Genomic DNA, 25,889 nt, shown 5'->3' on the forward strand with positions numbered 1-25,889 from the left:
CAAAATAGTTTTTGTGTAAACGAGAGGAGAAAGCAAAATGAACATTAATTTCCTTTCGAGAGACGAAAATGCAATTTTCACATTTATCTTATCAGACCCTAAAGAAATACTCTTCTTCCTGAGAAATATAGCAAAATTCAACTGGGCTGATAAAATGCAAGAAGATTCCATTGAAGTTATTCCTGTAGACTACGATAGCGAAAATATTCTTGTGTGTAAACCAGATATAATAGCTAAAGTGACAATAGAAAACAATACAGTATATATTTTTATCTTTTTTGTAAGTAAAGTTCCAGAATGCGGTATGAAAAGTATAATATTGAGTAATATGTTGCTTTTCTGGGAGAAAAAGATAAAAGAAGGAACAGATAAAGTTCCGCGAGTAATACCTATTGTAGTGTACAATGGCAAAGAAACGTGGACTGAACCGATTGAAAGATAGATAAAAGAACTAACAAAGAACTTCAAAGTTAAGAACTTTACAGCCATAAGTAGTACGAAAACTGCTTATGGCTTTGTTTTTTAGTGAAACACTATTGAAATAAAGTTATCAATACGATATAATATACTTAAATTCATTGCCAGAAATACAACTTTTAGGTGTTTATATAGAATGTCAAATTTTTTGTTGTTGCAATTTTAAACAACAGTGGTATAATATATTCAGAATCAATTGCCATAAATGTATCTTTTAGGTGTTAATACAAAGTGTCAAATTTTTTGAATAGGGAAAAGGCAGGTTGCTACCTGCCTTTTTTTGTAAACTGCAAAAGGAGTAAGAAAACATGTTAACGCATCCACTGATTATTGTGTTTCTCATATGGTTTGTTCCTTTGGCACTGTTCAAAATCACGGCAATTTTAAAGGATGAAGATGATTCAGAATTTTAGTAATTCCCTGTTGAAACATCCATTTGGTTGTGATAAAATATAATCAAATCTATTGCCAGAAATATACTTTTTAGATGTTTATAAAGAATGTCAAATTTTTTTGAAGGGGGTATGTCAAGAAGCTGTGAGTTTGGCAAAAACACGTTCGTGGTTTGGGGTATTTAAAAGGGAGAAAGGTTTTCCCCTTTCTCCCACCCCACTAATCACCGCCAGACTCACAGAAGGTGGTATAACTCAAGGTGTAACTCCAGACTATATAGTGATTATATCACAAGTCCATTGCAAATACAATGGACTGCCCTCCAAAGGGGCACCCCTTTCGGGGTTAATTATAAAACAAAACTTGAAAGAGGCAAAAGACAATGAAAATTAAGAAAGTAGGCAAAAGAGAACTTATGGCAGGGGCGGAGGGACTCGAACCCCCAGCCAACGGTTTTGGAGACCGCTACTCTACCAATTGAGCTACGCCCCTACACTTATTTTATTATAAGGGAAGAGATGTAGAATTGTCAATATCTTTTTAGGATGCACTTTTGAAAAGTCAAAGAAAAAACCAGATATAATAGGAATAAATAAAAGTTAAAGATAATAATGGTTTGGTTTTAAGTGAGATTTGTGATATAATTTATTTGAAATTCACAATTATTATAGGAGGGAGTAATATTGAATACCACATCAGAACAACAGAAACAAATCAATATAGCATACATTGGTGGGGGCTCACGCGGCTGGGCTTGGAGGTTGATGACTGATTTAGCTTTAGAGAAGGATTTGAGTGGTACGGTGAGACTTTACGACATTGATTTTGAAGCTGCTAAGACAAATGAAGTGATAGGCAATAAGCTTTCAAACAAGCCTGAGGCAGTAGGGAAATGGCAACATGTTGCTGTAAAAAGTTTGGATGAAGCGTTATATGGTGCAGATTTTGTTATCATTTCAATTTTGCCTGGAACATTTGAAGAGATGTATTCGGATGTCCATGCTCCTGAGAAATATGGGATATACCAGTCTGTAGGTGACACAACAGGACCAGGTGGTCTTATCAGAGGACTTAGGACTGTTCCTATGTATGTTGAATTTGCAGAAGCTATAAAGAGAAATTGTCCAGATGCTTGGGTTATCAATTACACAAATCCAATGGCTATATGCTTAAAAGCTCTATATGAGGTATTTCCTAAAATAAAAGCTTTTGGCTGCTGTCATGAAGTTTTTGGTACACAGAAGCTTTTGACAGAGGTTGTAAAAGAATTTTTGGGAGAAGAAAGAGAAATCTCAAGAAGAGAAATCAAGGTGAATGTTCTTGGTATAAATCATTTTACGTGGTTTGACAAAGCATCATACAAAACTCATGATTTATTCTCTCTTTACAAAGAATTCGTGAATAAGTACTATGAAGAAGGTTTTGAAAAAACAAAAGGATTGTGGGAAAAAGATTATTTTGCTTCTGCAAATAGAGTAAAGTTTGACTTATTTAAACGCTTTGGACTTATCGCTGCAGCAGGTGATAGACATTTGGCTGAATTTGTTCCTTACATTTATCTTACAGATAAAGAGACAGTTTATAAATGGAAATTTAACTTGACGCCTGTGGAATGGAGAATTAAGCACAGAGAAGAGTTGATTAAACTTAGCAAAGAATACGCATCAGACCAAAAAGAAGTTCCATTGAATCCTTCAGGTGAGGAAGGAGTTATGCAAATGAAAGCTATTTTAGGTTTAGATACGCTGGTGACAAACGTGAATTTGCCAAATATGGGTCAAATACCAAACCTTCCAATAGGAGCTATAGTTGAGACGAATGCAGTATTTACTCATGATGATGTCAGACCTGTTTATGCAGGAAAGCTGCCTTCAGATTTGGCAAGTATAATGATTAGACACATCAGCAATCAGGAACTTATAGTTAAAGCAGCTTTAGAAAAGGATTTGAACCTTGCAAAAAGAGCATTCTTAAATGACCCTGCAGTTGAAAGACTACCGCAGAGCAAAGCTGAGCAGCTTTTTGATGAGATGATAAATAACACTAAAAAGTATTTGGCATATTTAGGCTTATAAAGATTACATCAATTTCAGAAATAACCATCAGGGGCTTGTAAGATGTCTCATAACAAGCCCCTTTATTGTCATATTTAAAGTTTGAGTTTCTAAACTAATAACTCTTCAAATCTGACAAAATCAAAAAAGAGTTTTGCTTATATTTATTTAATGGTATAATATGCAAAAAGAAAGCGTTATCAATATTAACTGGAATTCATTTATGGCTTATCAAGTTTATTACATAACACTTACATAATACAACAAAGAAGGTGATTCAGATGGAAGCAAGGATACCTAAGGTTTACACATATGCAGATTACCTTGAACTACCACAAGACGCAAGAGTAGAGCTTATTGATGGTGTTATCTATGATATGAGCCCTGCACCTTCAAGAGTGCACCAAGAAATTGTAATAGAGCTTGCAACATTGATGAAGAATTATCTCAAATCTTCTAATAAGTCCTGCAAGTTATACACAGCTCCATTTGATGTAGTTCTAATAGAGGAAGGGCAGGACGAAAAGCAAGCAACAAACGTTGTTCAGCCTGATATCTCAGTCATATGCGATAAGAAAAAACTTACCGAAAGAGGCTGTGTTGGAGCTCCTGAGATGATAATTGAGGTTGTGTCAGAATATAATCCATCTCACGACTATATAAGAAAGCTAAACCTGTATAATAAGTTTAAAGTTAAAGAATATTGGATTGTGAACCCTAATAATCAAACAATACTTGTATACAGGCTTAAAGACAATGAAGATTACCTGCCACCAGAAGCTTACACCTTCAATGACAAGGTCAAGGTTGGTATTTTTGAAGACCTTATAATAGACTTTTCACAAATCAAAGAGGTGTTGTAAGTAAAGGAAGCTGCAGCAATGAAATTGAACAATTTGTTTGAGAATATAAAAACAAAGGGTAACCACTCCTGAGTAGATGGAGGAGTTACCCTAAATTTTTAGAGTTTCTTGTTTAGCTGTGAAGTAGCTGTAGAAAATGAGTTTGTAATATTGTTACAAAGCCCAAAACTATTTAAAACAACTGGCGCGCCCAGGAGGACTCGAACCCCCAACCCTCAGATCCGTAGTCTGATGCTCTATCCAATTGAGCTATGGGCGCGCATCTGCTTTTCAATTGTTAAATAAAAAATAAAGCCCTTTTTTACAGGGCCTTATTTGCTTTTTAACTGGTGCCGAGAGCGAGACTCGAACTCGCACGGGCATGACGCCCACTACCCCCTCAAAGTAGCGTGTCTGCCAATTCCACCATCTCGGCACCTCATTGACTTTGCAATATATATTATAAAGAGCTCTTTTGAGTTTGTCAATAACATTTTTCAAATTTGCTCTGTACTTTACTCAGCCGCTTTGCAGAGTTGGGATGTATCTTTAACTTCCACAACAACCTCTTGAGCCTGAACAGGTGCTACAACTGCTACTTTTTGCACCGCTTCCTGCAGATAGCCCAATGTTTATTTTTGAATAATCTCTTGTGACATTATTTGACGCACATTTTGGACAACTGATTTTAAGACCATTAGAGATTTCTGAAATGGACGCTCTTATTTCAAAAACTTCTTGGCAGCTGTTGCAAACGAATGTGTAAAACATCTCTTTGGTCACCTTCATCCAAAAATTTTTATCATCTAATATAGTATAGTGCAAAAGTGCTCTAAAATCAATAGGACTAAAAACTTGATGTATTTTAATTTTCCTGCATAATAGATGGCGGTGTATACACTCTAGTTGAAAGTTCTTTGTCCAAAAACAGAAGTCCGCTTGGGTCTTCTTTTATGAATTTTAGCTTTCTCAAAATCTTGTCCATTGTTTCTTCCTCCTCAGCTTGTTCGTTTATAAACCATTGCAAAAAGTTGTGGGTGGTAAGGTCTTTTTCATCCAAAGCTGCCTTTGCAATCTCATGAATGGAAGAGGTTATAAACCGTTCATGTGAAAGTGCAAGTTCAAAAACTTCTGTAGGTGATGAATAGTCTATCTTTGGTTGCTTGAGTTCTTTTAAAATTACTCTTCCACCTATTTTGTTTATATAGTTAAATATCAATCTTGCATGGTCAAGCTCTTCTTTTGTTTGGACCATGAAAAAGTGAGCAAAACCGTCTAAATTTTGTGAAGCAAAATACGCTTCCATTGCTGTATAAAAGTATGCCGAAAATAATTCTCTGTTTAACTGTTCATTTAACATCTCAAGAATTTTTTCACTTCTCATTTAGACTACACCTCTCATATTTTAAATTTTAATTTTCAATCATATTGATACCCTTTCAAATATAAAAAATAACACTATATTTTTTGCTAAGTTGTGGTATAATTGATTATAAGAAAGATGGCATCGACAAGATTGTCGAGCCATACTTTTAAGATTCTTAATATTTAAAACTTTAAAACTAAAAAAATTAAAAAGCTGCCCTGATTTTTAAAGAACAGGGACTGCATATGAATTTGAAGACAAAATTTTTTCAAGCAAAGAAAAGGCAGACTCTGTTCTGCCTTTTTTAGTTTTATGTGGAGGTATTTTGAAGTGAAAATAGGTTTTTATGGGGCATCTAAAGCTGGAATTTCTCTTGCGCTTTATTTCAAAGAGCATGGGCTTGAGATTACAGGGTTTTATAACAGAACATATGAAAAAGCCTCAAAAGCTTCTTCCATGACAAAAACGCAGGTATTTGAAACCCCTGAAGATCTTATAGAGGCTTCTGATGTTATTTTCATAGCTATTTCTGATACATTTATAGAAGAAGTTTCCAAAAACCTTTATTCACTGCATTTGTCACAAAAAGTGATTGGACACTTATCAGGTGCACTGACCTCTGATGCTATTAAAGCCAAGTGCAAAGGGAAATTTTCTCTTCATCCTATTCAGACTCTAAGAGGGCAGCCTGAAGATGTTCAGCTCTTAAAAAAAGCAGTATTTTCTTTAGAAGGGGATGATGAAGGCGAAAAGATTGCCAAGATAATTTTGCAGAAAATAGGGAATAAATATATAGAGCTCAAAAAAGAGGATAAAGTAGTTTATCATCTTGCAGCAACAGTTGCTTCAAATTACCTTGTGGCTCTTTTGAACTTTTCGTATCTGCTTTATAAAAAAATTGGACTTGAAGATGAGGTCATTTTTTCTATAATAAAGTCTCTTTCTTCTGCATCACTTGAAAATTTTTTAAAGGATAGACTTAACTGTTTGACAGGACCTGCCGCAAGAGGCGATATTTTGACACTTCAAAAACACTACAATGCTTTGCCAGATGAAAAGAAAACTACTTTTTTAGAACTTTTAAAGCTTGCGGCAGATCTGATATTTGAAAAGGGAGATAAAAGTGTCTGTGAAAAACTTCAACAATTTATAAATGTAAAAGGTGGTGAAAAAAATGAATAAGGTGACAACCAAGACGCTATTTGAAAAAAAGCAAAAGGGCGAAAAGATCACCATGATTACTGCTTATGACTACACATTTGCAAAGATATTTGACAGCTGCATGGTAGATATCCTGCTTGTTGGTGACTCTCTTGGCATGGTGATCCTTGGCTATGACTCTACAATTCCTGTCACAATGGATGATATGGAGCACCATGTTAGGGCAGTTAGCAGAGGGGCAAAATATTCTATGGTTGTTGCTGATATGCCGTTCTTGTCATACCACACAACAGTTGAGGAAGCTGTGAAAAATGCAGGAAGGTTAATTCGTGCAGGGGCGTATGCAGTCAAGATGGAAGGCTGCGACGATGTATATGATAAGATAGAAGCTGTCATAAAGGCCCAGATACCTGTTATGGGACATTTGGGGCTGACACCCCAGTCTGTCAACATCTTTGGTGGCTATGACCTTCGCGCAAAGGAAGAAGCTGAAGCCAAAAAACTTGTGGAAGATGCTAAAAAGCTTGAGAAAGCGGGAGTATTTGCAATTGTGCTTGAAAAGGTACCAGCTCATGTTGCAAAAGAAGTTCAAAGAAGCGTAAACGTGCCTGTAATTGGGATAGGGGCAGGACCATACTGTGATGGTCAGGTGCTTGTGTGCTATGATATGCTTGGTATGTATGAAGATTTCAAGCCTAAGTTTGTAAAAAGATATGCTGAAGTTGGGAACATAATTAAAGATGCTGTGAAAAGGTACATTGAAGAAGTCAAAAAAGGAGAATTTCCAGGAAAGGAGCATAGTTACTGATGTTTGTTGTAAAAAAAATTCAGGAAATGAAAGATATTATAAAGAAACTTAAAAAAGAAGGCAAATCAATAGGTTTTGTTCCAACAATGGGTTATCTGCACGAAGGACATTTGAGCTTGGTAAGGCTTTCTAAACAGCAAAACGATATTACCATTATGAGCATATTTGTAAATCCCATTCAATTTGGACCTAATGAGGATTATGACAGATACCCACGCGACTTTGAAAGAGATAAAAGCCTTGCCGAAAAAGAAGGTGTTGATTATATATTTTATCCGTCGGTAGAAGAGATGTATCCAGAAGATTTTAAGACAGTTGTGTCAGTGAAAAAAATAACAGAAATAATGTGCGGCAAGTCGAGACCGGGTCATTTTGATGGTGTTGCAACAGTCGTATTAAAGCTGTTTAACATTGTAAATCCGGACAGAGCATACTTTGGACAAAAGGATGCTCAGCAGCTTGCTGTTATAAAGCAGATGGTAAAAGACCTAAATCTTGACGTTGAGATAGTTCCATGTCCGATTGTGCGTGAACAAGATGGTCTTGCAATGAGCTCAAGAAATGTATATCTTTCTGAAGAGGAGAGAAAATCTGCAACCGTTTTGTATAGAGCTTTGAATTTGGCAAAAGAGATGATTGAAAAAGGCCAAAAGGATGTATCAAGCATAAAAAGGGCTATGGAAGAGATGATTTTAAAGGAGAAATACACAAAGATTGATTACATTGAGTTTGTGAACAATGATACGTTTGAGATAATCTCAAAAGTTGAGGGAAAGGTTTTGATAGCTCTTGCCGTCTTTGTTGGAAAGGCAAGACTTATAGACAACATTGTGGTGGAGGCGAAATAGAAAAGATGTTCATTGAAGTTTTAAAGTCTAAGATTCACAGAGCAACCGTCACTGAAGCAAATCTAAACTATGTGGGTAGCATCACAATTGATGAGGAATTGATGAAAGCAGCTGGAATATATGAAAATGAAAAGGTGCAGGTTGTGAATATAAACAATGGTGAGAGATTTGAAACTTATGTGATAAAAGGGGAAAAAGGCAGCGGAGCCATTTGTCTAAATGGAGCAGCAGCTCGCCTTGTTCAAGTAGGCGATAAAATAATTATAATGGCGTACTGCCTTCTTACCATGGAAGAGTATTATAACCATAAGCCGAAGATTGTATTTGTGGATGATAAAAATAAAATTATAAGATTATCGGATAAAGAAAATCAATCAGAATGTATCTGTTAAGTTAATTTTTGTTTGTTAGAGGTGGGGAAAAACTAATCTTCAATCCCCGCCTTTAATTTTTAATAAAGTTTCTATCTTTTGCATAAACTATATCTATTGAAGTGCGAATATATAAATTGCAAAAATGAGAAGTAAAAGTTTTCTCAAGTTTATAATCTCTATTTTTATTATTTTTACATCTTTGGTAACTATTTCAAGCATATCAAACTATAATAAGAACCCATATCTTATTTATGTTTCAATAGATGACAGTAAATTATATGTATTTAAAGAAGGAATTTTATACAAGTCATATCCAATTTCACCTGGGAAAACTTCGACTCCTACTCCAGTTGGCACATTTAAGATTATATCAAAAGACTACTGGGGTGAAGGGTTTGGAGGAAGGTGGATGGGGCTAAATGTTCCCTATGGCAAATATGGAATTCATGGAACAATATATGAAAGTTACATAGGAGCTCATGTAAGCAAAGGCTGTATCAGAATGCTGAACAAGGACGTAAAGGAACTCTTTTTATATATTCCTATTGGAACAACAGTAGTAATTTCAGAAGGTATATATGGAGAGTTTAGAAACGGTTTTAGAACAATTTACCCTGGTGATACTGGCGTGGATGTTATGGCAGTTCAAAGAAGGCTTAAAGAACTTGGATTTTATTCAGGGAGCATCGATGGCAAGTATGGATCAGCACTTGAATATGCAGTAAATATATACCAAAAGAAAAATAAACTTCCTGTAACCAACAAAATTACGCCTTATTTGCTAAGGAAAATGGGTTTTTATTTATTTGAATAAAAGCGGCTTAAAAATAAAAAAATAATCTGTGTAGATTTTAAAACACAGATGTAAAACTTAAAAAAAGGAGGTTTAAAGAAAATGGCTAATATTACCTCAAAAGAGCTCATGTTTTTAGAAGACAATATTAAGATGATGCAAAATTCTATCAACTTTATTGCAGGTGTATCTGATCAGATTACAGATGTATCTTTAAAGAATCTGTGCCAGCAATGTGTAAACCACTACAAAAGTGACATAAACATATTGTCAAGATTTATTGAAAATCCAAACATTCAATAACAAAAAAGGGAGTGATAGTCATGAAGACACTTTCAGACAGAGATATTGCTTTTTCGCTTTTGAACTCTTTAAAGCTTCAGGCAACAGCTTTGACAAACTTAGTTTTAGAGAGCACAAACAATGCTCTCAGAAGAGAAGCTATGTCAGTTTTGACCAGGGTATTTGACCATCAAAAACAAGTTTTTGACTTTCTCTCGCAAAAGGGCTGGTATCCTGTTGAGATGGCAAAGCAAGAGGACATTACAAAGGCTCAAAGGGATGTTCAAACAATTCAGAACAATATCCAAATGGTTTCGATGTAAAAACCTTTGTTTAAAGGGCAGACCTGCAAGTTTATTCTAAAGTCTGCCCTTTTTGAATTTTTAAAAACTTTTTTTCATGACAATCCACTTGCCTTGAGGGTCTTGCGACATTCCAATTTGATAGAATCCAAATTTTTTATAAAGTTTTATCGCAGGTAGATTATCTGGTCTGACTTCTAATTTTACTTCTTTTACTCCTTTTGATTTTAAAAATTCAAGTCCTGCCTCAACAAGTTTTGTTCCAATGCTTTTTCCTCTGTAGCTTTTTAGTGTACCAATAGAGAGAATTTGTGCAGATATTTCTCTTGCATATTTTGTCTGAAACTTAAAAAAGTCAATCTTGTTGGTAAGTATTTTCCATACAGGTCTTATGCCAAAACCATATAGTCCCAAAAGCCATTTGATGGTCCATTTTAAAAACGAAAGGGTCAAGATTGCAGCTATCCACACCCTTTTGATGTCTCTGACAACACATATATACCCTGCGATCTTTTTATTTTCTTCATCTTCATAGACCAAAAAACCATGAGGCTCTGCAATGAGCACCACTTTGAATATGTCTTCTATAGCAGAGTTTTTGATTTTGTTCTCAAAATAGAATTCAATGCTGTCAGAAAAAGCTTCTCTGAAAATTTGTGCGATTTGAGGAAGGTCAGAAAACTTTGCACATCTTATCATATGACTCACCTTGCTGAAAATAATAAATCTTTTTAATAATGCTTTGATAGTGTTGTTATTTAAATTATAGCCGTTTTTAAAGAAGAAAGAAAGAAAAATAAGAGTTTTGTAGAGGTTGCTTACCAAAATATTACAGAAAAATTTTTTAAAAAGGATATTGACAAAAAATCTTTTATAAGTATAATAAATAATGTCGACGGCGGGAGACAGAAGACGCCGAAGACAAAAAGAAAGAGAGGTTCCTCGGTAGCTCAGCGGTGGAGCATCCGGCTGTTAACCGGAGGGTCGTAGGTTCGAATCCTACCCGGGGAGCCAATTTTATTAAGGGCCTTTAGCTCAGCTGGTAGAGCGGCCGGCTCATAACCGGTTGGTCTGGGGTTCGAATCCCTAAGGGCCCACCAATTTCAAAAATAAAAAGCAAGTCTTTTAAAGACTTGCTTTTTTTGTTTTATTCTTGATTTTTTTCATGCTCTTCATGATTTCGTGCTAAATTTTCAAAAAGTAGTCTGTATACCGTCTCAGCATTTTTACTCCAATTTTTACAAATCCTTTTTGCAATCTCAACGTGCGGTACATTTACTTTTATTTCAAACAAGACACTATTTCCTTCACGCAGAGAGCATATAACTATGTATTCGGTAGGGCTGAGTATTTTGTAATCAGAATAGATTTCTGTATTAAGTTTAATCTTTCTATAGTTCTTCTTTATGTATTCTTCTACTTCCTCGACTGTAGCTTTTGGAAGCAAATCCAAAAGGATGTTTAAAACATCTCTACCAGTTTGTGATATCTCAATGTATGTTCTAATCTCATCATCATATTTGTGGATTAGCTTTTGAGCCTCGAGTTCTTTGAGATACTGCTGGTATTCAAAAAAGTTCATGTACTTTGTTGAGAGGACAAACTCGTCAAGCTGCTGGATAGGAATGGGGATGTTTATCTTACTCAAAAAAAGTAAAAGTATAAGCTTGTTTTGGGCAAGGGTATGTATTTCGTTGAATTCATCAGACATCTTTTTCCACTCCTTTTTTACTTTTAAAGCCGCCATATCGTGTTTGTAAATATGGCGGCTTGTATATTTTTGTCCTTTTTAAAAACTGGCATCTTATCTGAGGTTAAATTCTCCCAGTGTTTTCATTCTCTCAATTTCTTTGATTATGATATCATACAAGTTCAAATCTAAAGTGTTGCAGATTGAAGCTAAATAAAATAATGTGCTTCCAATCTCTTTTTCAATCAGATCTCTGCAATTTTCACAAAGCTGTCCTTCAACATGTGTTTTGAGGTACTTTTTTGCTTCTTTCAAGCTCACATCTATAGGAATCTCCTGTTTTTTAGCATTTATTCTTATGCATCCACAGTTTGTGACCGATTTTATTATGCTTCTGTTGACACGTGCTGCTGATTCGGAAAACTTTGTGAGGCTGTCAAGTATACTTTTGTTTCGTATCAAAAGTTCATCAACGACATATTGGAAATCGTCTATAAAGATATCCTTCAACATCTTTCACTCCTAAAAAACAACTTTAGTTTAATTATAAATTTCTTCAAAATCAAATGTCAATAGAATTTTAAAGATGGCTTTTCATAACAAAAACAAAGTAGTAAAATATTAAAAACAGCATTTTTGCGAAGGAGGAAATACATTTTAATGAAGATTAGCTTTTCAACAGTAGGATGTCCCAACTTTACCTGGGATGAGATCTTAGCTGCTGCAAAAGATTTTGGATATGACGGTATTGAACTGAGAGGACTTGGAGATGAACTTGAAGTATATAGAGCAGAACCTTTTTCTCCTGAGAACTTGCCATCGACAAAAAAGAGATTAAAAGAACTGAATTTAGAGATTTCATGTTTGGCAACCTCATGTTATATATTTGATAAATCTTACCAGGAAAATACATTAGAGTCTGCAAAAGCGCACATTGAACTTGCAAAGGATCTTTCTTGCAAATACATAAGAGTTTTGGGAGACAGATGGATAACACCTGGGGAGGATGTCGATAGAGAATTTGTAAAAGACATGCTTTGCAATTTGTGCGACATGGCAAAGGAGTATGGTGTTGACGTTTTAATTGAGACAAATGGTGTGTGGGCAGAATCAAAAAGGCTTGCTGATTTGCTTGAAAAGGTGCCGTATAAAAATGTTGGTGTTGTGTGGGACATTCACCATCCTTTCAGGTTTTTTGAGGAGGATGTTGAGAAAACCTTTAGCAATTTGAAAGAGTATATAAAACATGTTCATGTAAAAGACTCAAAAATTGAAAATGGCAAGCTTGTGTTTAAAATGATAGGCGAGGGTGATGTGCCTATTGAAAAGGTGATAAATCTTCTTTTGCGGCAAGGTTACAGCGGTTATATTTCTTTTGAATGGGTAAAAAGATGGTTTTCTGACCTTGAAGAGCCGGGGATTGTGTTTTTGGAGTTTATAGATAAGATTAAGAAAATAGTAAAATAAAAAATAAAAGCCTCCTTACAAAAGCCCAAAAATAAAGGCTTTAAAAAGGAGGTTTTTGTTTTAGGTTAATTTCTGAAGTGTATTTTACTTTTAAAAAAGCAAACAGGTTTTAAATAAAAGTGTTAAAAGATTTAATAAAACAAAATTGAAAAAATTACCCAAATTTTAGTAAATTATCAGGAAGATTGTGCTTACATCTTTTTGCTTAGAAAGTTACTTTAAAAATTTAAGAAAATTAAAGAAAGATTAAGATATTAAGAGAAAAAACAAGTTTATCTTAAAAAATCAGCAATTATTGAGTAAAAAAAAAAAAACGACTTTGACACGAGAATAAAAAAAAAATAGAATAAAGCTAAACTGAATTGAAGAAATGGAAATTTACATATTTACAGTATTGAATTATAATAAATAGAACTTCGCTACGCTTGTAGGCGATAAAATGTAAATTAATGAAAAAAAGCTTCTATTATTTAGAATAGCACAGTGGGGAAGATTTGACAAGAGCTTTATATTTCTTTTCGTAACGAAAATAATAAAATTGAAAAATTCAATGATTGAGTGTTATCGCAAATTACCTCATTTTTATTTTCAATTTTTAATTCTTCTATTTCCATATAAGCATTCATTGATTGCGGTAAAGCAATCACCCAAATAGTTTTTTTAGTCAGTGATAAAAATCTTAACAACAATTCTTGACACCATGTGGAGAAAATATATTTTTTATCGACAATCCATTTTACTTTTGCTTTCTTCTCATATGATTCTTTTACTGATAGTTGAATAAATGTGTACAAATAAAGATTAATGGTCAGCAGGAAGATTTGCAATTTTAGCAGTATTTATAATTCTAAGTACTTTAGGTTTGTCAACAAATAATTATTTGGTGAGGAAAGGAGAGATTTTTGTGAATTGTAATGTACCTAAACCGTTAATAATGTCAATTGATGTTACCTACAAGTGTACTATGAGGTGTTTACATTGTTTCAACGGAAGTAATGAAAATGAATTAGAATCAGAATTAACAGATGAAGAATTACTTTATTTAGCAGATCAGATTATAGATATAATGCCCAATGTGATTTGTTTTTGTGGTGGTGAACCACTTATTAGAAGAGAAATTCTCTATTTGTGTTGTGAAAAGATAGTCAAGGGAACTAATGGATATACAAAAGTGAATATAGTTACAAATGGTGAATTAGTAAATAATGAGGTAGCAAGAAATTTACGGAAAGCCGGATTTAATCTTATTCAGGTTAGCCTTGATGGTGCAAAACCCGAAACACATGATTGGCTCCGAAATAAGATAGGAAGTTTTAACAAGGCTGTCAATGCTATAAAATGTCTTGTGGAAGCTGGGTTATACGTGGGTGTTGCTTTTACACCAACTTTAAGAAATATTCCAGAAATCGATGAAGCGATAAAATTATGCGAGCAATTAGGTGTTTGTGAATTTCGCGTTCAGCCTCTAATGGTAATGGGAAGAGCGAAGAGAAATTTAAATGGGTATATTCCAACCTATAGAGATTATCAAATTCTTGCAACAAAGCTAAAATGGTTACAATTGCAACAAATAGCAAAGAAAGGAATGAATGTAGAATGGGGAGATCCGGTAGATCACCTTATAAGATCGAACTATAGAGAAAGTGGTTATAATCCATTTATAGGGATAGATGCATATGGATATTTGAGAATATCTCCTTATTTACCATTGACTTTTGGAAATATAAGAAGACATAGAATTTTAGAGTATTGGAATAGTGGTTTGTCAAATGTTTGGAATTTACCAATCGTTAAGTGGATTTCAAAGCAAATTAGAGCTACAGAAGATTTGGATCTTTCTTCTAAAGGATTTAAAGAGGTTTATTGGGAAAAGAGTGTAGATATTGACCTTATTGAAGATGATATTTCAGAAGTTAAGCCAGAACAATTTTTTGCAAAAAATTAATAATTTTTGGAGGGACAAAATAAAGATGAAAATTCTAGAAAGAATTCTTACTGATTCTGATATCAATGAAATAATTGAGATTCTCAGGAGAGTAAACTTTGAAGAGAATTTTAATTATTTGAATCCTTTCATAAGCAAACACACATTTAATGAACTCATATTAAGAGAAAGTTTTTTCAATTATACAATTTTTGTATATGGTGAGTTTATTGACGAAAAACTGAGTAAAATTGCATATTATCAATTACCTGATGTAGCAACTTTGTCAAAGAGTGCGACATTGTATTTGTTAGGATGTGAGAATACAAGCACACCAATAAATATGTTTTTATATAATTCAATCTTGAACTTGACAAAGGTATTTCCTGATATAAGTAAAATTAAAATCAATATAAAAAGTAATATGCCAAATTTAAAATCGTTGTTAAAATTGATGAATGATATTGGATTTAAGAAAGAAATTGAATTAAAAGAAGAATTCGACGATGCGGACTTATTAATATATTCGTATTTTATAAATTGAAGGTGACAAGTATGGATGGAAAAATACAAATTACAAATATCAGATGGGAAATAGAACCAAAATGTAATCTAAATTGTCGTCATTGTTTTGTAGGATCAAAGTTAGATAAATATAAGGAAATGGATTTTGAGACAGCTAAAGTTGTTGTTGATATATTAAGTGATTGCGGAATAAAAAAAATAATTTTTTCATCGAAAGAACCTTTAATGTATAAAGATATTGATAAGCTTATTTCTTATTGTAATGTGAAAGGAATACATACGGAATTGGTCACTAATGGAACATTATTACAAAATACTTTGTTTGCTGAAAAAATTATATCTAGTGGTGTTGGGACTATCAGTATTAGCGTAGAAGGTATTACGAAAGATTCAAACGATTACATTAGGGGAGAAGGAAACTTAGATCAGGTATTGAGAGCATTAGGTAATCTAAAAAATATAATGGAATATAAAAGGCAAATTATCATTGGAATTCAAATGTCACTAAATAGAAAGAATAAAAATGAAGCTGCTCACGTACCTGAATTTTTTAATCATCTGCCAATTGATATTCTTGTGATTGGTGGACTTTCTTTAGATGGGAATGCAAAAAACAATAGTGATTTATTACTATCTCCAGAGGAATTCATACAAATATGGGATGTAATATTAGTAAATTATTTAAAGTTAAAAGATAAAAAATATTATCTTACATCTAAATCTTTATTTCCAATTGAGGCAGTGTATTATAATTGTATGTTTGGCTCTGACTTTTGCCCAGTAATACCAAAATGTGGTATATTAGAAGAACACTACTCTCTTTTGCCCAATGGCGATATAGTCCCCTGTGTAGCTCTTTTAGACAAGATAAATGATGTTGGAGAATTTCCACGTATAAATATTCTTGATAAAATGTTGAATGAAGAGAAAATCAACAAGTTGGAAAACTTTAAAATTCAGTTAGAAAATTTGATAAAAGAAAATAGGCCTCATGTTTGTCGTGAATGTTATTACAAAGAGGATTGTAGGCCTTGTCCAGTAAACATTATACAACAGCAATTTAAGGAAGAAATCTCAATAAGGTGTTCAAGAGCTAAGGAAAAAATAAAAGAAATATTTAATTTGATTAGAAGACATTTTGATGAGTATTATCTTTCAATTAGAGATAATACATTGTTGACGGTTCAAAATCAAAAAGTATCTTTAACAAGGTATTATGAACAAGGTGGAGTATACAGAAAAGAATATGAACTTGAGCCATTGCAGATTAATGCTTTGCAGAAAATTTTTAATTTTAAAGAGATAAGCTTAAAGGAATTGTTATATGATTTTAAAAATTACGAGATGTTACTAAATTTTATTGAGCCGTTAGTGTTTGATAATTTTATTATGGTAAGGAGGAGCTAAAGATGATAGATATTATGAAAAGTATTCCGAAGTTTGATGAGCAGAATCTTCTTTATAAAAGGTTAGAACAAGATGGTAGTCTTACATTTTTGAGCAAAAAGCATCCTGAAACTCAGCAAATGAAGCTAAATGAAACAGCAAGATTTATTTTAGACAAATGTGATGGTTATCATACTATAGGTGAAATTGTGAACGAAATATTAAAAGAATATAAAGGTGCGACCACAGAAAGAGTGTTAGAAGATGTTATTAACATATTGCACAGTTTATGGAGATTTGGTCTAATAAGATGGCTCAATGAAAATCCTTTACTTGATTTTTTTTATCAAGAAAGATATGAAAATTATGTTTTTAAAATGTTATATGAAGATGAAGTAATAGATGTATTGCAAATATTAAAAGAGTTACCACACTTTGTTAATCCTTATATTGACGAAAATATATCTTATGCTGAAATGTTACTGCGGCAAAAAGTGTTTATGTTTATTGAAATGTTTTTTTCGTTAACTGCTGAAGGAAAAAATGTTTTGACTCTTTCACTTTCTCCTCTTTTGAGAATTAAAGTTAATTCTGCTGAAGTTGGATATCTTTATTGTGAAGATTATACGATTGAAGGTGAAATAATTAGGAAATTTCTCCAATGGTGTGTTAAAAAAATGGGTGAAATTAATTATCTCCTGCGTGATATTAGAAGATTATTCTTTTATTTAAAAGATGATAATGAAATACTATTTGAAAAACTTCAAGATTGGAGTTTTAAATATGCTGGTACCTTAAAGGAAGAGCTTGGCCGACATTCTCCTTATATTAGAATCTTTTACTTTGATATAAAAAAGGAAAGGGGGTGAAAATCATGAATAAAATATATGAACCACCTACAATTTCGCCAGTTTCAGATGTTCAGCATACAATGACTTGTGTAGTATCTGTGCCAGTTTTAGCAGTATATGCTGGCTTTGTGGCAGTTTGGTTTACTGTTGTTGGGCTACACAATAATATAGGAGCAGTTGTACATGTAGCGGGTGTTGCACTTAATTATGTTACTGCAGGATACGATTGTTAATAGTACAAAGGAAACAAAAGGAGAATGTCGGCATTAAGTTTTTTGTATTACCTAATGTCTTCGTTTGAGAAGTATTTTTAGGATTTTTATTTTAAAAATACTAAGTAAAGTTTCTGTAATTAATTGTTAGAAATCAAGACTATAGGAGGAACAAGTTAGAATGAATTATATAAAAATAAAACCTTCATTTTCATGGGGATGGTTATTCCCTTTCCATGTTTTCTTGTTGTCATTTTTTGTGTTTCTATCATGCGTATACCTACCTATAGTAAAGGGATTACCTCAAAAGACTTATATTTTTATCTCAATATTAATAGCGTCTATATTAAATTGTTTAATTGCAACTTTAGGAATACTATATACTATTTTTTTCTTCACCATGAATTATAAATTAACTCCAGAGCAGTTAATATTAAAATGTGGATGGCATAAAAAAACAATTTATTATAACCAAATAGAAAAAGTAACTATTGAAAATTTAAAAGCCAATTTTCTTGCAGATACTCAAAGTGTTTTTAAAGTGCCAGGCTATGCAATAGGTAAAGTGTATTATTTTGGTAAGGGTTATATATACATGTGTGCAACAAGAGTAAACAAGAATATTTTGGTAATCTATTTAAAAAACGGTGAAAAGGTGGGTATTACTCCAAAGAATTTAGAAGAATTTAAAAATATTTTAATTGAAAAGGCAGGTTTAAAATAGGGAGGAATAAGGGTGTATTCCATTTATATTGCAGCTTTTATCTCTACATTAATGGCTTTTGTATTTTGGGGTGGGTTTATTTACTATTACTTTTTTGAAAAGCTTGATAAATATATTTTTTTAGGTATAATAAGTGCTTTGAGTTGTCCAATTGTAAATTTATTAGTAAAAGCTCCATTACTTAAAATTTTAAAAGAGGTTTTTAATATTCATGGAAATACAACTTTAAAAGCTCCAATTGGATATCTAATAATTTTCATATTTCTTCCAAGTATAACAGAAGAAACAATAAAAATTCTACCTTCTTTTTTTCTAAAACTTTATAATGTTGATTCAAAAACTTTACTAAGGATTGCCTATATTTTGGGTTTTGGATTTGGTATTGGCGAGATATGGTATATTGCCCATGGTATTACAAAAAATCCTTCTATGGCAGGATATCCGTTTTTTTTATTTGGTGGTTTTGCAACTGAGAGGTTTTTTGGTGTTATAATTCATGCTGGACTTACAGTTGTAGCACTAACTGGCTTGAAGAAAGATATAAAAAGTTTTTCTTTTTTAAATTTAGTTTTTGCTATTTTGTTACATACAGCAGTAAACATAAGTGCTTTTACGTATCAGCTGAAGATTCGCATAATAAATGAGAAAATGGATGAATTTTTATTAATGTTTTGGCCTGCAATATTTGTAATTATATTTGTAAATATTATACTTAATAAAATACGAACTTTGGAGGGATACTTTTGAGAAATGTAAGTTACAATTATATAATCTATAATCAAGGACATAAAATTGGTGAACAATTTATTAACCTCAAGTTTCAAAATGATCAACGTATATTTTTTGACTCAAAGATTGAAACTCTTTTAGGTATCGAAGAAACAAGGTTAATTATAAATGGGAATAATTATTTGCCTCTTTCAGCTCATACTAAAAAAGAATATGGACAGGATAAAAAAATAATTAATATTACTTATACGACGCCAGGCAAGATTTTAGTAGAAGAGAATTATTATAAAGAAAAGTGTTTGTGGTTTACAGGTAAGGTATATGATAAGCTTCAGATCTTATTTTTATTAAAGAATTTATACGAAAATTTAACTTCATATAATATGAAAAGATTGTATATATTTATTCCAGAAATGTTTGCTATTGGTCAAATTATAGTCAAAACATCGAGTGCAAATAATTGCAAATTATTAAAATATTATCTCTGGCAACCTTATTACACAATTTGCGAATATAGTAAGGATGATTACTCTTTAATTTACTATACTGATGGGAAAACAGTTATGGAAAGAGTGAGTTGAATATGAGATGTATTGGAGAAAAATTGGCTAAAAAAGTTTTTGTTGAATATTTAAAAACTATGTTTCCTTATGTTAAGGGATATAGTTTTCAGATCTTTTTAGTATTGTTGCTTTCATCTTTATTAGCAATATCGAATTTAATATCCCCAACAATAAGTAAAATGCTTGTTGATAGAATATTTGCTGCTCACGACAAGAATTTATTAATAAAATTGTTAATTTTAATGAGCTTAGCATTTGTTATAATTGCAACTATAAACCTTTTAAATAGCTATTTAATGGCAAGATTAACTGCTTTTTTAAATTACAGAATCAAAATGGATTTTTTTAATAAACTTCAACACACATCATTGGTATTTCATATGTCTAAAAAAAGTGGTGAAATCCAGTACAGGATGTTTTATGATACCGAATTTATGGTAGATTATTTTTTGAAATTGATTATTAATATGCCAATGTATACAATTTGGGTAGTATTGATTTTGTATTTAATGTATAAGTGGTCACCTATTTTAATGTCATTAGTAGTAATAGTATTTATGTTCCAGGTCATACTTATAGTGAGGTTTAGAGAACCAGTAAAGAAAGCAGTATTTAATAAAAAAAATATAGAACAAAATACTGTTTCAGAAATTAACGAGCATTTCAATGCAATAGAGTTAATTAAAACTTTAAGTTTAGAAAAAATAGCTTTTGAAAGGGTAAGCCACAATATGAAGAATCTTATTGATGCTATCGTTAAATTAGTATTTATTCAATCAATGTATCAAACAGGAACCAGTTTGTTGAACCAATTGTGGTCATTTGGTACTTTATGGTTTGGGGCAAATCTTGTATTTTCAGGTAAGATAACTGTTGGAACCTTTATGGGATTTTATATACTTGCAGGACTTTTATATCAACCAATCGTGTCAATGACCGGTATTGTGTTAAGCTGCCAAGAATTAAAAGTTGCTTATCTAAGATTTGAAGAGTATTATAAAAGTCCGTTTGTTTTAATAGAAAAAGGTGGTAATAAGCCATTTAGATTTGAGGAAATTTTAGAAATGCGAAATGTTTTTTTTGCTTATGAAAACAATTATCCAGTTCTTAATAATGTGAATCTAATTCTTAAACCAGGATGTATTGTTGCATTAACAGGAAAGAGTGGTTCAGGTAAAAGCACATTTGCAAGAATTGTTTCGAGATTACTCAAACCTCAAGTGGGGGAAATTTTGATAGACGGAGTTAATATCGAAGAAATCAACATAGAAGACTTCAGAAAAAATGTTGGATTTTTACTACAAAATGCATTTATAATTAATGGTACATTATATGAAAATGTAACCCTTGGAAATCACAATTACTCATTAGATGATGTAAAAAAAGTTATTGCTGAAGCTGGACTTACTGATTTAATTGCTAGAGATCCAAAGGGGCTAAATATGGATATTGGTATTCGCGGAGCACAAATATCCTTAGGTGAGGCTCAACGTATAGCACTTGCAAGAATATTACTAAGAAAACCTAAAATTGTAATATTAGATGAGCCGACATCTTTCCTTGATCCTGAAACAGAAGAAATAATTCTGAACTCAATCGTTAAATTAAAACAGAAAAACTCATTAATTCTTGTAATAACTCATAAAGCTTCTACGTTATCAATAGCAGATAAGATTTTAAGGTTTCAGAATGGAAGTATTGTAGAAATTTGAAGATGTAACTAATCAAGGGGCTATCCATAACTTTTTTGGACAGCCCCTCTTGCTTATTTTATTTCCCATTGCTGTTCAAAAGGTGAAGTTTGAACTTATCATGTATAGCTCTTACTGCTTTTTCAGCGTCCTTTTCGTCAATCAAGACTGATATCTTTATCTCGGATGTCGAAATCATCTCGATGTTGATACCTGCATCATAAAGAGCTTCAAACATCATTGCAGCAACGCCTGGATTGTTGACCATTCCAGCACCAACTATAGAGACCTTTGCAACATTGTCAGCATATGTTATATCCTTTGCGCCAATTATGTGCAGATTCTTTGTCAAAACATCAAGTGTCTGCTTTAAGTTGCTCTTTGATACTGTAAACGATATATCCTTTGTTTTTTCTCTTCCAATTGACTGCAAAATTATATCAACATTTATATTTTCTTTTGCCAAAAGTGAAAATATCTGAAATGCCTTGCCCGGAACATTTTCAACTCCAATCACTGCAACCCTTGCAATGTCCTTGTCACACGCAACACCGGATACTAAAAGCTTTTCCACCGAATTTACCTCCTTTACAATTGTTCCTTCATTGTCGTTGAAAGATGACCTAACAACAAGGGGAATATTGTATTTTTTTGCAAGCTCAACAGACCTGTTATGAAGTACCTTTGCTCCAAGTGTGGCAAGCTCTAACATCTCATCGTAGGAAATCTCTTTGAGCTTTGATGCGTTTGGAACAATTCTTGGGTCTGCTGTATAAACACCGTCAACATCTGTATATATTTCACATTTGTCAGCTTTCAAAGCTGCAGCCAGAGCTACGGCTGTTGTATCAGAACCTCCACGCCCCAGCGTGGTTATATCGTCATACTTATTTATTCCCTGAAAACCTGCAACAACAACTATGTTCCTCTTATCAAGCTCTCTTTGGAGCCTTTCTGAGTCAATTTCAATGATTCTTGCATTTGAATAGTGGCTGTCTGTCTTTATTCCTGCCTGCCACCCGGTCAGCGAAATGACAGGATACCCAAGCTTTTCAATTGCCATTGCCATGAGTGCAATTGAAATCTGCTCACCTGTGGAAAGAAGCATATCCATCTCTCTTTTTGAAGGGTTTTCGTTTATCTCTTTTGCCTTTTCAATAAGCTCGTCTGTTGTGTCGCCTTGAGCTGAGACAACAACCACAACCTTGTTTCCTTTCTCATACTCGCTAATTGCCCGCCTTGCTGCCCGAAATATTCTTTCTTTGTCTGCAACAGATGTTCCACCATACTTTTGGACAACTATTCCCAAGATATTTCCCTCCCATGTAAGTAATGTCAATGGTCTAAAATAAAATTTCACAAGACCATTTTGATACTATTATATTACACTTTTGAGTAGTTTGCTTTATCTTTTTAAACTTGTGCTCTGAACAGAAAAAACTGTTGCACCGCTATTGTCAGCTTCCAAAATCATAAAGTCCCAGTTAGCCGCAAGCTCCATGTTGGCAAGTGCGTTTTTGACGTTCTGTTCAAAGATCTCATAATTCTCATCAACAAGAGCTATTATAGAAGGTCCTGCACCAGACAAAAACGCTCCTTTTGCGCCAAACTCTAAAGATAGGTTAACAATTTTATCAAAGTCAGGAATGAGCTTTTTTCTGTACGGCTGGTGAAGCCTATCCTGTGTTGCAGCCGGCAAAAGCTCATAGTTTCCAGTTGTGATTGCACTTGCAAAAAGCGTTGCTCTGCCAATGTTAAACACGGCATCTTTGAACTCAATGTATTTTGGCAGAATATTTCTTGCATATTCTGTTGACAGCTGAAAATCAGGGATGAACACTGCAAACTTGAGTCTTGCTGGTACAACAAACTTGATATAATTTACCTTTTTATCTTCCAGCACTGCAAACACAAGTCCACCAATCATTGCTGGTGTTGAGTTATCCGGATGCCCCTCCATCTTTGCAGCCAAGTAAATCATCTCTTCTTCAGAAAGTTTTCCGCCACTGAGTAAATTTGCAGCATAGATTCCGCCTGAGATACATGCGGCAGAAGAACCAAGCCCGCGCGTCAGAGGAATTTCGTTTATAAGGTTTATCCTAAGCCCTCTTGGATACCAGCCAACCTCATCAAACACCGTCTTCATAGCTTTGAACACAAGGTTATTTTCATCCTTTGCAATTGATGGGTCATCCGGGGATGAAGTAATTATAAGTCCTTTTTCAATTTCTTCAACTTCAATGATGTTGTAAAGCTTTAGAGCAACACCCATACAGTCAAATCCGGCACCAAGGTTTGCCGACGATGCCGGAACCTTTACAGAAATCATTTTTTCAACTTACCTCCAGACATTTTAGCTTATATATTTTCATCGTATCTAACAATAGATAAGACCTTTTCTACAACAGAAATCTTTTCAAGCTGAGAAATCTTTTCTCTGAACTCACTTTCTTTCAACTCATGTGTCACAAACGCAAATTCGTTTGTGCCTATTGGTCTATGTGTGTTTACTATCATGCAGTCATTGAATATGAGAGAAACAGCATCTTTTGCCTTGGTGTAGTCTTTGTATTTGACTCTTACAAAGAATCTGCAGGATGTATTTTCAATGTCCACAACTTCAATGTCCCCTGAGATTGCCCATGTGTAGACATAAGACTTGTCAATGTGTTTAACAATGTCTATGATGTCGCCAACAACAGCGCTTGCTGTTGGAAGCTTTCCAGCACCTTGGCCATAGAACATCACATCACCAATTGCATCGCCTTTTACCAGAATTGCATTGAACACGTCATCCACGTTTGCAAACGGGCTTTTGTAAGATATCATAAGGGGCGAAACTCTTGCAAACACTCTTTTGTCATCAATCTTTTTGCTCATTGCAATGAGCTTTATTGTGCAGCCAAGCTCTTCAGCATACTCCATATCTTCTTTTGTTATCTTTGATATCCCTTCTGTGTAAATGCTTTCATAGTTTACATAATGAGAGTATGCAATAGATGAGAGGATTGCAATCTTTCTGCACGCGTCATGACCCTCTATATCATTGCTTGGGTTTCTTTCTGCGTATCCTTTTTCCTGAGCTTCTTTTAGAGCATCTTCAAACGAAAGTGAATACTTTTTCATCTGAGTGAGAATATAGTTTGTTGTACCATTTAAAATTCCTGCAATCTCTGTAATTTGATTTCCTGCCAAGCAGTTTTGAAGAGGTCTTATAATGGGTATTCCGCCACCAACACTTGCTTCAAAAAAGTAGTTTATATTGTTTTCCTTTGCAATCTTTAAAAGTTCAGGACCGTGCCTTGCAACAAGTTCCTTGTTGGATGTTACAACGTGTTTCCCGTTTAAAAGAAGCTTTTTTGTATAAGTGTATGCAGGTTCAAGCCCGCCTATTGTCTCAACAACAATTGAAACTTCGGGGTCGTTCAATATAATATCAAAATCTTTTATCATCAAATCTTTTGCGGGATGGTCAGGAAAATCGCGAATGTCAAGAATGTATTTTACTGATATTTCTTCCCCTGCTCTTTTTGCAATTGATGATGCATTTTTCGTCAAAACTTCCCAAACGCCTGATCCAACAACACCAAATCCCATTATTGCAACCTTTGCCACTTTAGCTTCCCTCCTTTTTCAAAACCTTTTTAGTACTCTTCTCTTCCCAAAATCTCAATCTTTTTAACACCATCAACCTTTTCAATCTCAAGGATCAAATCTTTAACAGACTTTGTCATCCCTGATGTTCTGATAGAAATTGAGACAGTTGCAATCCCGCCAAGAGGGATGTTTTGATTGATTGTAAGAATGTTTGCATTTGTCTCAGAAATAATGTTTAATATCTTTGACAAAATCCCAGGAATGTCTTTTAAAACAAGAGCAAGAGTTATAATCTTGCCACGGGAGCTTTCAAAAAAGGGGAATATACAGTCTTTGTATTTGTAAAAAGCACTTCTTGAAATACCCACCATCTTTACAGCTTCGTTTACAGCTTTCACTTCACCCTTTTCTAATAGCTCTTTTGCCTTGACAACTTTCAAAAAGACTTCTGGCAGAACACTTTCTTCAACTATATAGTACGTGGCATCTTTCTTTAACATAATTGTTGTTCACCTATAAAAGACAAATGTTTTTATGGAATGGATTTTAACATATGCTTTTAAAAAATTCAAGTATAAAAATAAAATTTATTTTGCATATTAACTTTTAGAAAGGAGAATATGGATAAGATGATAAAGCTTTCAGATATAATAACGAAATATAGCATTTTGATGTTTGTGCTCAGTGGTATCTTAATACTTGTACTTGACTTAAAAGAGTTAAAATCAAAAAATTTACAAAGAGAAGTCAAGCTTGCTAAAACAACAGCAGTAATTTTGATAGCTATAGGAGTTTTGATGTTTATAATAAGAGTTTTTATCTGAAAGTGG

At 33.3% G+C, this 25,889-nt stretch carries 30 protein-coding genes and 5 tRNA genes; 23 read left to right on the forward strand and 12 right to left on the reverse strand.

Features of this window, described 5'->3' with window-relative positions; translation table 11 throughout:
• Positions 1-37: 37 nt before the first annotated feature.
• Positions 38-442: an Rpn family recombination-promoting nuclease/putative transposase gene (locus CALKRO_RS03545; protein WP_013429745.1), complete on the forward strand. Its 405-nt coding sequence runs from the start codon at positions 38-40 to the stop codon at positions 440-442.
• Between the two features lie 844 nt (positions 443-1,286).
• On the opposite strand, the gene CALKRO_RS03555 is transcribed toward CALKRO_RS03545, so the two are convergent.
• Positions 1,287-1,362: transfer RNA gene (locus CALKRO_RS03555), tRNA-Trp, on the reverse strand.
• Positions 1,363-1,550: 188 nt separating this feature from the next.
• Between CALKRO_RS03555 and CALKRO_RS03560 the strand changes: the two genes are divergently transcribed.
• Together CALKRO_RS03560 and CALKRO_RS03565 are read left to right on the forward strand one after the other, a co-directional pair.
• A complete protein-coding gene (locus CALKRO_RS03560) occupies positions 1,551-2,945 on the forward strand; it encodes an alpha-glucosidase/alpha-galactosidase (RefSeq protein WP_193345561.1) in 1,395 nt (464 codons plus the stop codon).
• A gap of 260 nt (positions 2,946-3,205) precedes the next feature.
• On the forward strand, positions 3,206-3,787 hold the full coding sequence (locus tag CALKRO_RS03565; RefSeq protein ID WP_013429748.1) for a Uma2 family endonuclease: 582 nt from the start codon (positions 3,206-3,208) through the stop codon (positions 3,785-3,787).
• A 182-nt stretch (positions 3,788-3,969) separates the two neighbouring features.
• Here CALKRO_RS03565 and CALKRO_RS03570 read toward each other — a convergent pair.
• The 4 genes from CALKRO_RS03570 to CALKRO_RS03580 form a co-directional block, all read right to left on the reverse strand.
• Positions 3,970-4,046: transfer RNA gene (locus CALKRO_RS03570), tRNA-Arg, on the reverse strand.
• A gap of 68 nt (positions 4,047-4,114) precedes the next feature.
• Positions 4,115-4,202, reverse strand: a tRNA-Leu gene (locus tag CALKRO_RS03575).
• A 113-nt stretch (positions 4,203-4,315) separates the two neighbouring features.
• Positions 4,316-4,537, reverse strand: coding sequence for an FmdB family zinc ribbon protein (locus CALKRO_RS13255; RefSeq protein WP_083789243.1), 222 nt, complete (start codon positions 4,535-4,537; stop codon positions 4,316-4,318).
• A gap of 94 nt (positions 4,538-4,631) precedes the next feature.
• A complete protein-coding gene (locus CALKRO_RS03580; protein WP_013429749.1) occupies positions 4,632-5,150 on the reverse strand; it encodes a ferritin in 519 nt (172 codons plus the stop codon).
• Positions 5,151-5,462: 312 nt separating this feature from the next.
• On the opposite strand from CALKRO_RS03580, the gene CALKRO_RS03585 reads away from it, so the two are divergent.
• From CALKRO_RS03585 to CALKRO_RS03615, 7 genes are all read left to right on the forward strand, one after another.
• Positions 5,463-6,314 carry a Rossmann-like and DUF2520 domain-containing protein gene (locus CALKRO_RS03585; protein ID WP_013429750.1) on the forward strand — a complete coding sequence of 284 codons (852 nt, stop codon included), beginning with the start codon at positions 5,463-5,465 and terminating at the stop codon, positions 6,312-6,314.
• Positions 6,307-7,101 (forward strand): 3-methyl-2-oxobutanoate hydroxymethyltransferase, encoded by a 795-nt coding sequence (gene panB / locus CALKRO_RS03590; protein ID WP_013429751.1) that lies wholly within the window; start codon positions 6,307-6,309, stop codon positions 7,099-7,101. The genes CALKRO_RS03585 and panB overlap by 8 nt, the downstream gene beginning before the upstream one ends.
• A complete protein-coding gene (gene panC, locus CALKRO_RS03595; RefSeq protein WP_013429752.1) occupies positions 7,101-7,949 on the forward strand; it encodes a pantoate--beta-alanine ligase in 849 nt (282 codons plus the stop codon). Before panB ends, panC begins: the two co-directional genes overlap by 1 nt.
• 5 nt (positions 7,950-7,954) lie before the next feature.
• A complete protein-coding gene (gene panD, locus CALKRO_RS03600; protein ID WP_013429753.1) occupies positions 7,955-8,341 on the forward strand; it encodes an aspartate 1-decarboxylase in 387 nt (128 codons plus the stop codon).
• Positions 8,342-8,465: 124 nt separating this feature from the next.
• The gene (locus CALKRO_RS03605) at positions 8,466-9,137 is read left to right on the forward strand and encodes a L,D-transpeptidase family protein (protein WP_013429754.1); all 672 of its coding nucleotides are present in this window, start codon (positions 8,466-8,468) and stop codon (positions 9,135-9,137) included.
• A gap of 81 nt (positions 9,138-9,218) precedes the next feature.
• Positions 9,219-9,419 (forward strand): hypothetical protein, encoded by a 201-nt coding sequence (locus tag CALKRO_RS03610; protein WP_013402742.1) that lies wholly within the window; start codon positions 9,219-9,221, stop codon positions 9,417-9,419.
• A gap of 20 nt (positions 9,420-9,439) precedes the next feature.
• Positions 9,440-9,721, forward strand: coding sequence for a spore coat protein (locus CALKRO_RS03615; protein WP_013429755.1), 282 nt, complete (start codon positions 9,440-9,442; stop codon positions 9,719-9,721).
• A gap of 60 nt (positions 9,722-9,781) precedes the next feature.
• Here CALKRO_RS03615 and CALKRO_RS03620 read toward each other — a convergent pair whose 3' ends face one another.
• Positions 9,782-10,399, reverse strand: a complete 618-nt coding sequence (locus CALKRO_RS03620) for a GNAT family N-acetyltransferase (protein WP_013429756.1) — start codon at positions 10,397-10,399, stop codon at positions 9,782-9,784.
• A 240-nt stretch (positions 10,400-10,639) separates the two neighbouring features.
• On the opposite strand from CALKRO_RS03620, the gene CALKRO_RS03625 reads away from it, so the two are divergent.
• Positions 10,640-10,714, forward strand: a tRNA-Asn gene (locus CALKRO_RS03625).
• A gap of 10 nt (positions 10,715-10,724) precedes the next feature.
• Positions 10,725-10,800: transfer RNA gene (locus tag CALKRO_RS03630), tRNA-Ile, on the forward strand.
• Positions 10,801-10,847: 47 nt separating this feature from the next.
• Here the strand turns inward: CALKRO_RS03630 and CALKRO_RS03635 are convergent.
• A complete protein-coding gene (locus CALKRO_RS03635) occupies positions 10,848-11,411 on the reverse strand; it encodes a DUF4364 family protein (RefSeq protein ID WP_013429757.1) in 564 nt (187 codons plus the stop codon).
• A 93-nt stretch (positions 11,412-11,504) separates the two neighbouring features.
• Entirely contained in the window at positions 11,505-11,903 is a 399-nt protein-coding gene (locus CALKRO_RS03640) for a nucleoside triphosphate pyrophosphohydrolase family protein (RefSeq protein ID WP_013291047.1), read from the reverse strand.
• A 147-nt stretch (positions 11,904-12,050) separates the two neighbouring features.
• On the opposite strand from CALKRO_RS03640, the gene CALKRO_RS03645 reads away from it, so the two are divergent.
• From CALKRO_RS03645 to CALKRO_RS03690, 10 genes are all read left to right on the forward strand, one after another.
• Positions 12,051-12,857: a sugar phosphate isomerase/epimerase family protein gene (locus CALKRO_RS03645; RefSeq protein WP_013429758.1), complete on the forward strand. Its 807-nt coding sequence runs from the start codon at positions 12,051-12,053 to the stop codon at positions 12,855-12,857.
• A 904-nt stretch (positions 12,858-13,761) separates the two neighbouring features.
• Positions 13,762-14,802, forward strand: coding sequence for a radical SAM protein (locus tag CALKRO_RS03650; RefSeq protein WP_013429759.1), 1,041 nt, complete (start codon positions 13,762-13,764; stop codon positions 14,800-14,802).
• A 25-nt stretch (positions 14,803-14,827) separates the two neighbouring features.
• Entirely contained in the window at positions 14,828-15,325 is a 498-nt protein-coding gene (locus tag CALKRO_RS03655; RefSeq protein WP_013429760.1) for a hypothetical protein, read from the forward strand.
• Positions 15,326-15,336: 11 nt separating this feature from the next.
• Positions 15,337-16,713 (forward strand): radical SAM protein, encoded by a 1,377-nt coding sequence (locus tag CALKRO_RS03660; protein WP_013429761.1) that lies wholly within the window; start codon positions 15,337-15,339, stop codon positions 16,711-16,713.
• Positions 16,714-16,715: 2 nt separating this feature from the next.
• Positions 16,716-17,561 carry a PqqD family protein gene (locus CALKRO_RS03665; RefSeq protein WP_013429762.1) on the forward strand — a complete coding sequence of 282 codons (846 nt, stop codon included), beginning with the start codon at positions 16,716-16,718 and terminating at the stop codon, positions 17,559-17,561.
• A 5-nt stretch (positions 17,562-17,566) separates the two neighbouring features.
• Entirely contained in the window at positions 17,567-17,776 is a 210-nt protein-coding gene (locus CALKRO_RS03670; RefSeq protein ID WP_013429763.1) for a hypothetical protein, read from the forward strand.
• A 160-nt stretch (positions 17,777-17,936) separates the two neighbouring features.
• On the forward strand, positions 17,937-18,479 hold the full coding sequence (locus tag CALKRO_RS03675) for a PH domain-containing protein (protein ID WP_013429764.1): 543 nt from the start codon (positions 17,937-17,939) through the stop codon (positions 18,477-18,479).
• Positions 18,480-18,491: 12 nt separating this feature from the next.
• A complete protein-coding gene (locus CALKRO_RS03680; protein WP_013429765.1) occupies positions 18,492-19,226 on the forward strand; it encodes a YhfC family intramembrane metalloprotease in 735 nt (244 codons plus the stop codon).
• Entirely contained in the window at positions 19,223-19,789 is a 567-nt protein-coding gene (locus CALKRO_RS03685) for a hypothetical protein (RefSeq protein ID WP_013429766.1), read from the forward strand. The genes CALKRO_RS03680 and CALKRO_RS03685 overlap by 4 nt, the downstream gene beginning before the upstream one ends.
• A 2-nt stretch (positions 19,790-19,791) precedes the next feature.
• A complete protein-coding gene (locus tag CALKRO_RS03690; RefSeq protein WP_013429767.1) occupies positions 19,792-21,483 on the forward strand; it encodes a peptidase domain-containing ABC transporter in 1,692 nt (563 codons plus the stop codon).
• Between the two features lie 58 nt (positions 21,484-21,541).
• Here the strand turns inward: CALKRO_RS03690 and CALKRO_RS03695 are convergent, their stop codons facing one another.
• From CALKRO_RS03695 to CALKRO_RS03710, 4 genes are all read right to left on the reverse strand, one after another.
• On the reverse strand, positions 21,542-22,771 hold the full coding sequence (locus CALKRO_RS03695; protein WP_013429768.1) for an aspartate kinase: 1,230 nt from the start codon (positions 22,769-22,771) through the stop codon (positions 21,542-21,544).
• A 96-nt stretch (positions 22,772-22,867) separates the two neighbouring features.
• Positions 22,868-23,791 carry a homoserine kinase gene (thrB, locus tag CALKRO_RS03700; protein ID WP_013429769.1) on the reverse strand — a complete coding sequence of 308 codons (924 nt, stop codon included), beginning with the start codon at positions 23,789-23,791 and terminating at the stop codon, positions 22,868-22,870.
• Positions 23,792-23,820: 29 nt separating this feature from the next.
• Positions 23,821-25,077, reverse strand: a complete 1,257-nt coding sequence (locus tag CALKRO_RS03705) for a homoserine dehydrogenase (RefSeq protein ID WP_013429770.1) — start codon at positions 25,075-25,077, stop codon at positions 23,821-23,823.
• A gap of 29 nt (positions 25,078-25,106) precedes the next feature.
• A complete protein-coding gene (locus CALKRO_RS03710) occupies positions 25,107-25,559 on the reverse strand; it encodes an ACT domain-containing protein (protein WP_013402750.1) in 453 nt (150 codons plus the stop codon).
• 129 nt (positions 25,560-25,688) lie between these two features.
• Between CALKRO_RS03710 and CALKRO_RS03715 the strand changes: the two genes are divergently transcribed.
• Positions 25,689-25,883, forward strand: coding sequence for a CLC_0170 family protein (locus CALKRO_RS03715; RefSeq protein ID WP_013429771.1), 195 nt, complete (start codon positions 25,689-25,691; stop codon positions 25,881-25,883).
• Positions 25,884-25,889: the final 6 nt, after the last annotated feature.

Origin of the sequence: Caldicellulosiruptor kronotskyensis 2002 (assembly GCF_000166775.1) — a bacterium.
Classification (GTDB): domain Bacteria; phylum Bacillota; class Thermoanaerobacteria; order Caldicellulosiruptorales; family Caldicellulosiruptoraceae; genus Caldicellulosiruptor; species Caldicellulosiruptor kronotskyensis.

Coding starts and splice junctions, on each gene's coding strand:
- CALKRO_RS03545 (WP_013429745.1), top strand. CDS start 38: ATGAACATTAATTTCCTTTCGAGAGACGAAAATGCAATTTTCACATTT.
- CALKRO_RS03565 (WP_013429748.1), top strand. CDS start 3,206: ATGGAAGCAAGGATACCTAAGGTTTACACATATGCAGATTACCTTGAA.
- CALKRO_RS13255 (WP_083789243.1), bottom strand. CDS start 4,537: ATGTTTTACACATTCGTTTGCAACAGCTGCCAAGAAGTTTTTGAAATA.
- CALKRO_RS03580 (WP_013429749.1), bottom strand. CDS start 5,150: ATGAGAAGTGAAAAAATTCTTGAGATGTTAAATGAACAGTTAAACAGA.
- panB (WP_013429751.1), top strand. CDS start 6,307: ATGAATAAGGTGACAACCAAGACGCTATTTGAAAAAAAGCAAAAGGGC.
- panC (WP_013429752.1), top strand. CDS start 7,101: ATGTTTGTTGTAAAAAAAATTCAGGAAATGAAAGATATTATAAAGAAA.
- panD (WP_013429753.1), top strand. CDS start 7,955: ATGTTCATTGAAGTTTTAAAGTCTAAGATTCACAGAGCAACCGTCACT.
- CALKRO_RS03605 (WP_013429754.1), top strand. CDS start 8,466: ATGAGAAGTAAAAGTTTTCTCAAGTTTATAATCTCTATTTTTATTATT.
- CALKRO_RS03610 (WP_013402742.1), top strand. CDS start 9,219: ATGGCTAATATTACCTCAAAAGAGCTCATGTTTTTAGAAGACAATATT.
- CALKRO_RS03615 (WP_013429755.1), top strand. CDS start 9,440: ATGAAGACACTTTCAGACAGAGATATTGCTTTTTCGCTTTTGAACTCT.
- CALKRO_RS03620 (WP_013429756.1), bottom strand. CDS start 10,399: ATGATAAGATGTGCAAAGTTTTCTGACCTTCCTCAAATCGCACAAATT.
- CALKRO_RS03635 (WP_013429757.1), bottom strand. CDS start 11,411: ATGTCTGATGAATTCAACGAAATACATACCCTTGCCCAAAACAAGCTT.
- CALKRO_RS03640 (WP_013291047.1), bottom strand. CDS start 11,903: ATGTTGAAGGATATCTTTATAGACGATTTCCAATATGTCGTTGATGAA.
- CALKRO_RS03645 (WP_013429758.1), top strand. CDS start 12,051: ATGAAGATTAGCTTTTCAACAGTAGGATGTCCCAACTTTACCTGGGAT.
- CALKRO_RS03655 (WP_013429760.1), top strand. CDS start 14,828: ATGAAAATTCTAGAAAGAATTCTTACTGATTCTGATATCAATGAAATA.
- CALKRO_RS03660 (WP_013429761.1), top strand. CDS start 15,337: ATGGATGGAAAAATACAAATTACAAATATCAGATGGGAAATAGAACCA.
- CALKRO_RS03665 (WP_013429762.1), top strand. CDS start 16,716: ATGATAGATATTATGAAAAGTATTCCGAAGTTTGATGAGCAGAATCTT.
- CALKRO_RS03670 (WP_013429763.1), top strand. CDS start 17,567: ATGAATAAAATATATGAACCACCTACAATTTCGCCAGTTTCAGATGTT.
- CALKRO_RS03675 (WP_013429764.1), top strand. CDS start 17,937: ATGAATTATATAAAAATAAAACCTTCATTTTCATGGGGATGGTTATTC.
- CALKRO_RS03690 (WP_013429767.1), top strand. CDS start 19,792: ATGAGATGTATTGGAGAAAAATTGGCTAAAAAAGTTTTTGTTGAATAT.
- thrB (WP_013429769.1), bottom strand. CDS start 23,791: ATGATTTCTGTAAAGGTTCCGGCATCGTCGGCAAACCTTGGTGCCGGA.
- CALKRO_RS03710 (WP_013402750.1), bottom strand. CDS start 25,559: ATGTTAAAGAAAGATGCCACGTACTATATAGTTGAAGAAAGTGTTCTG.
- CALKRO_RS03715 (WP_013429771.1), top strand. CDS start 25,689: ATGATAAAGCTTTCAGATATAATAACGAAATATAGCATTTTGATGTTT.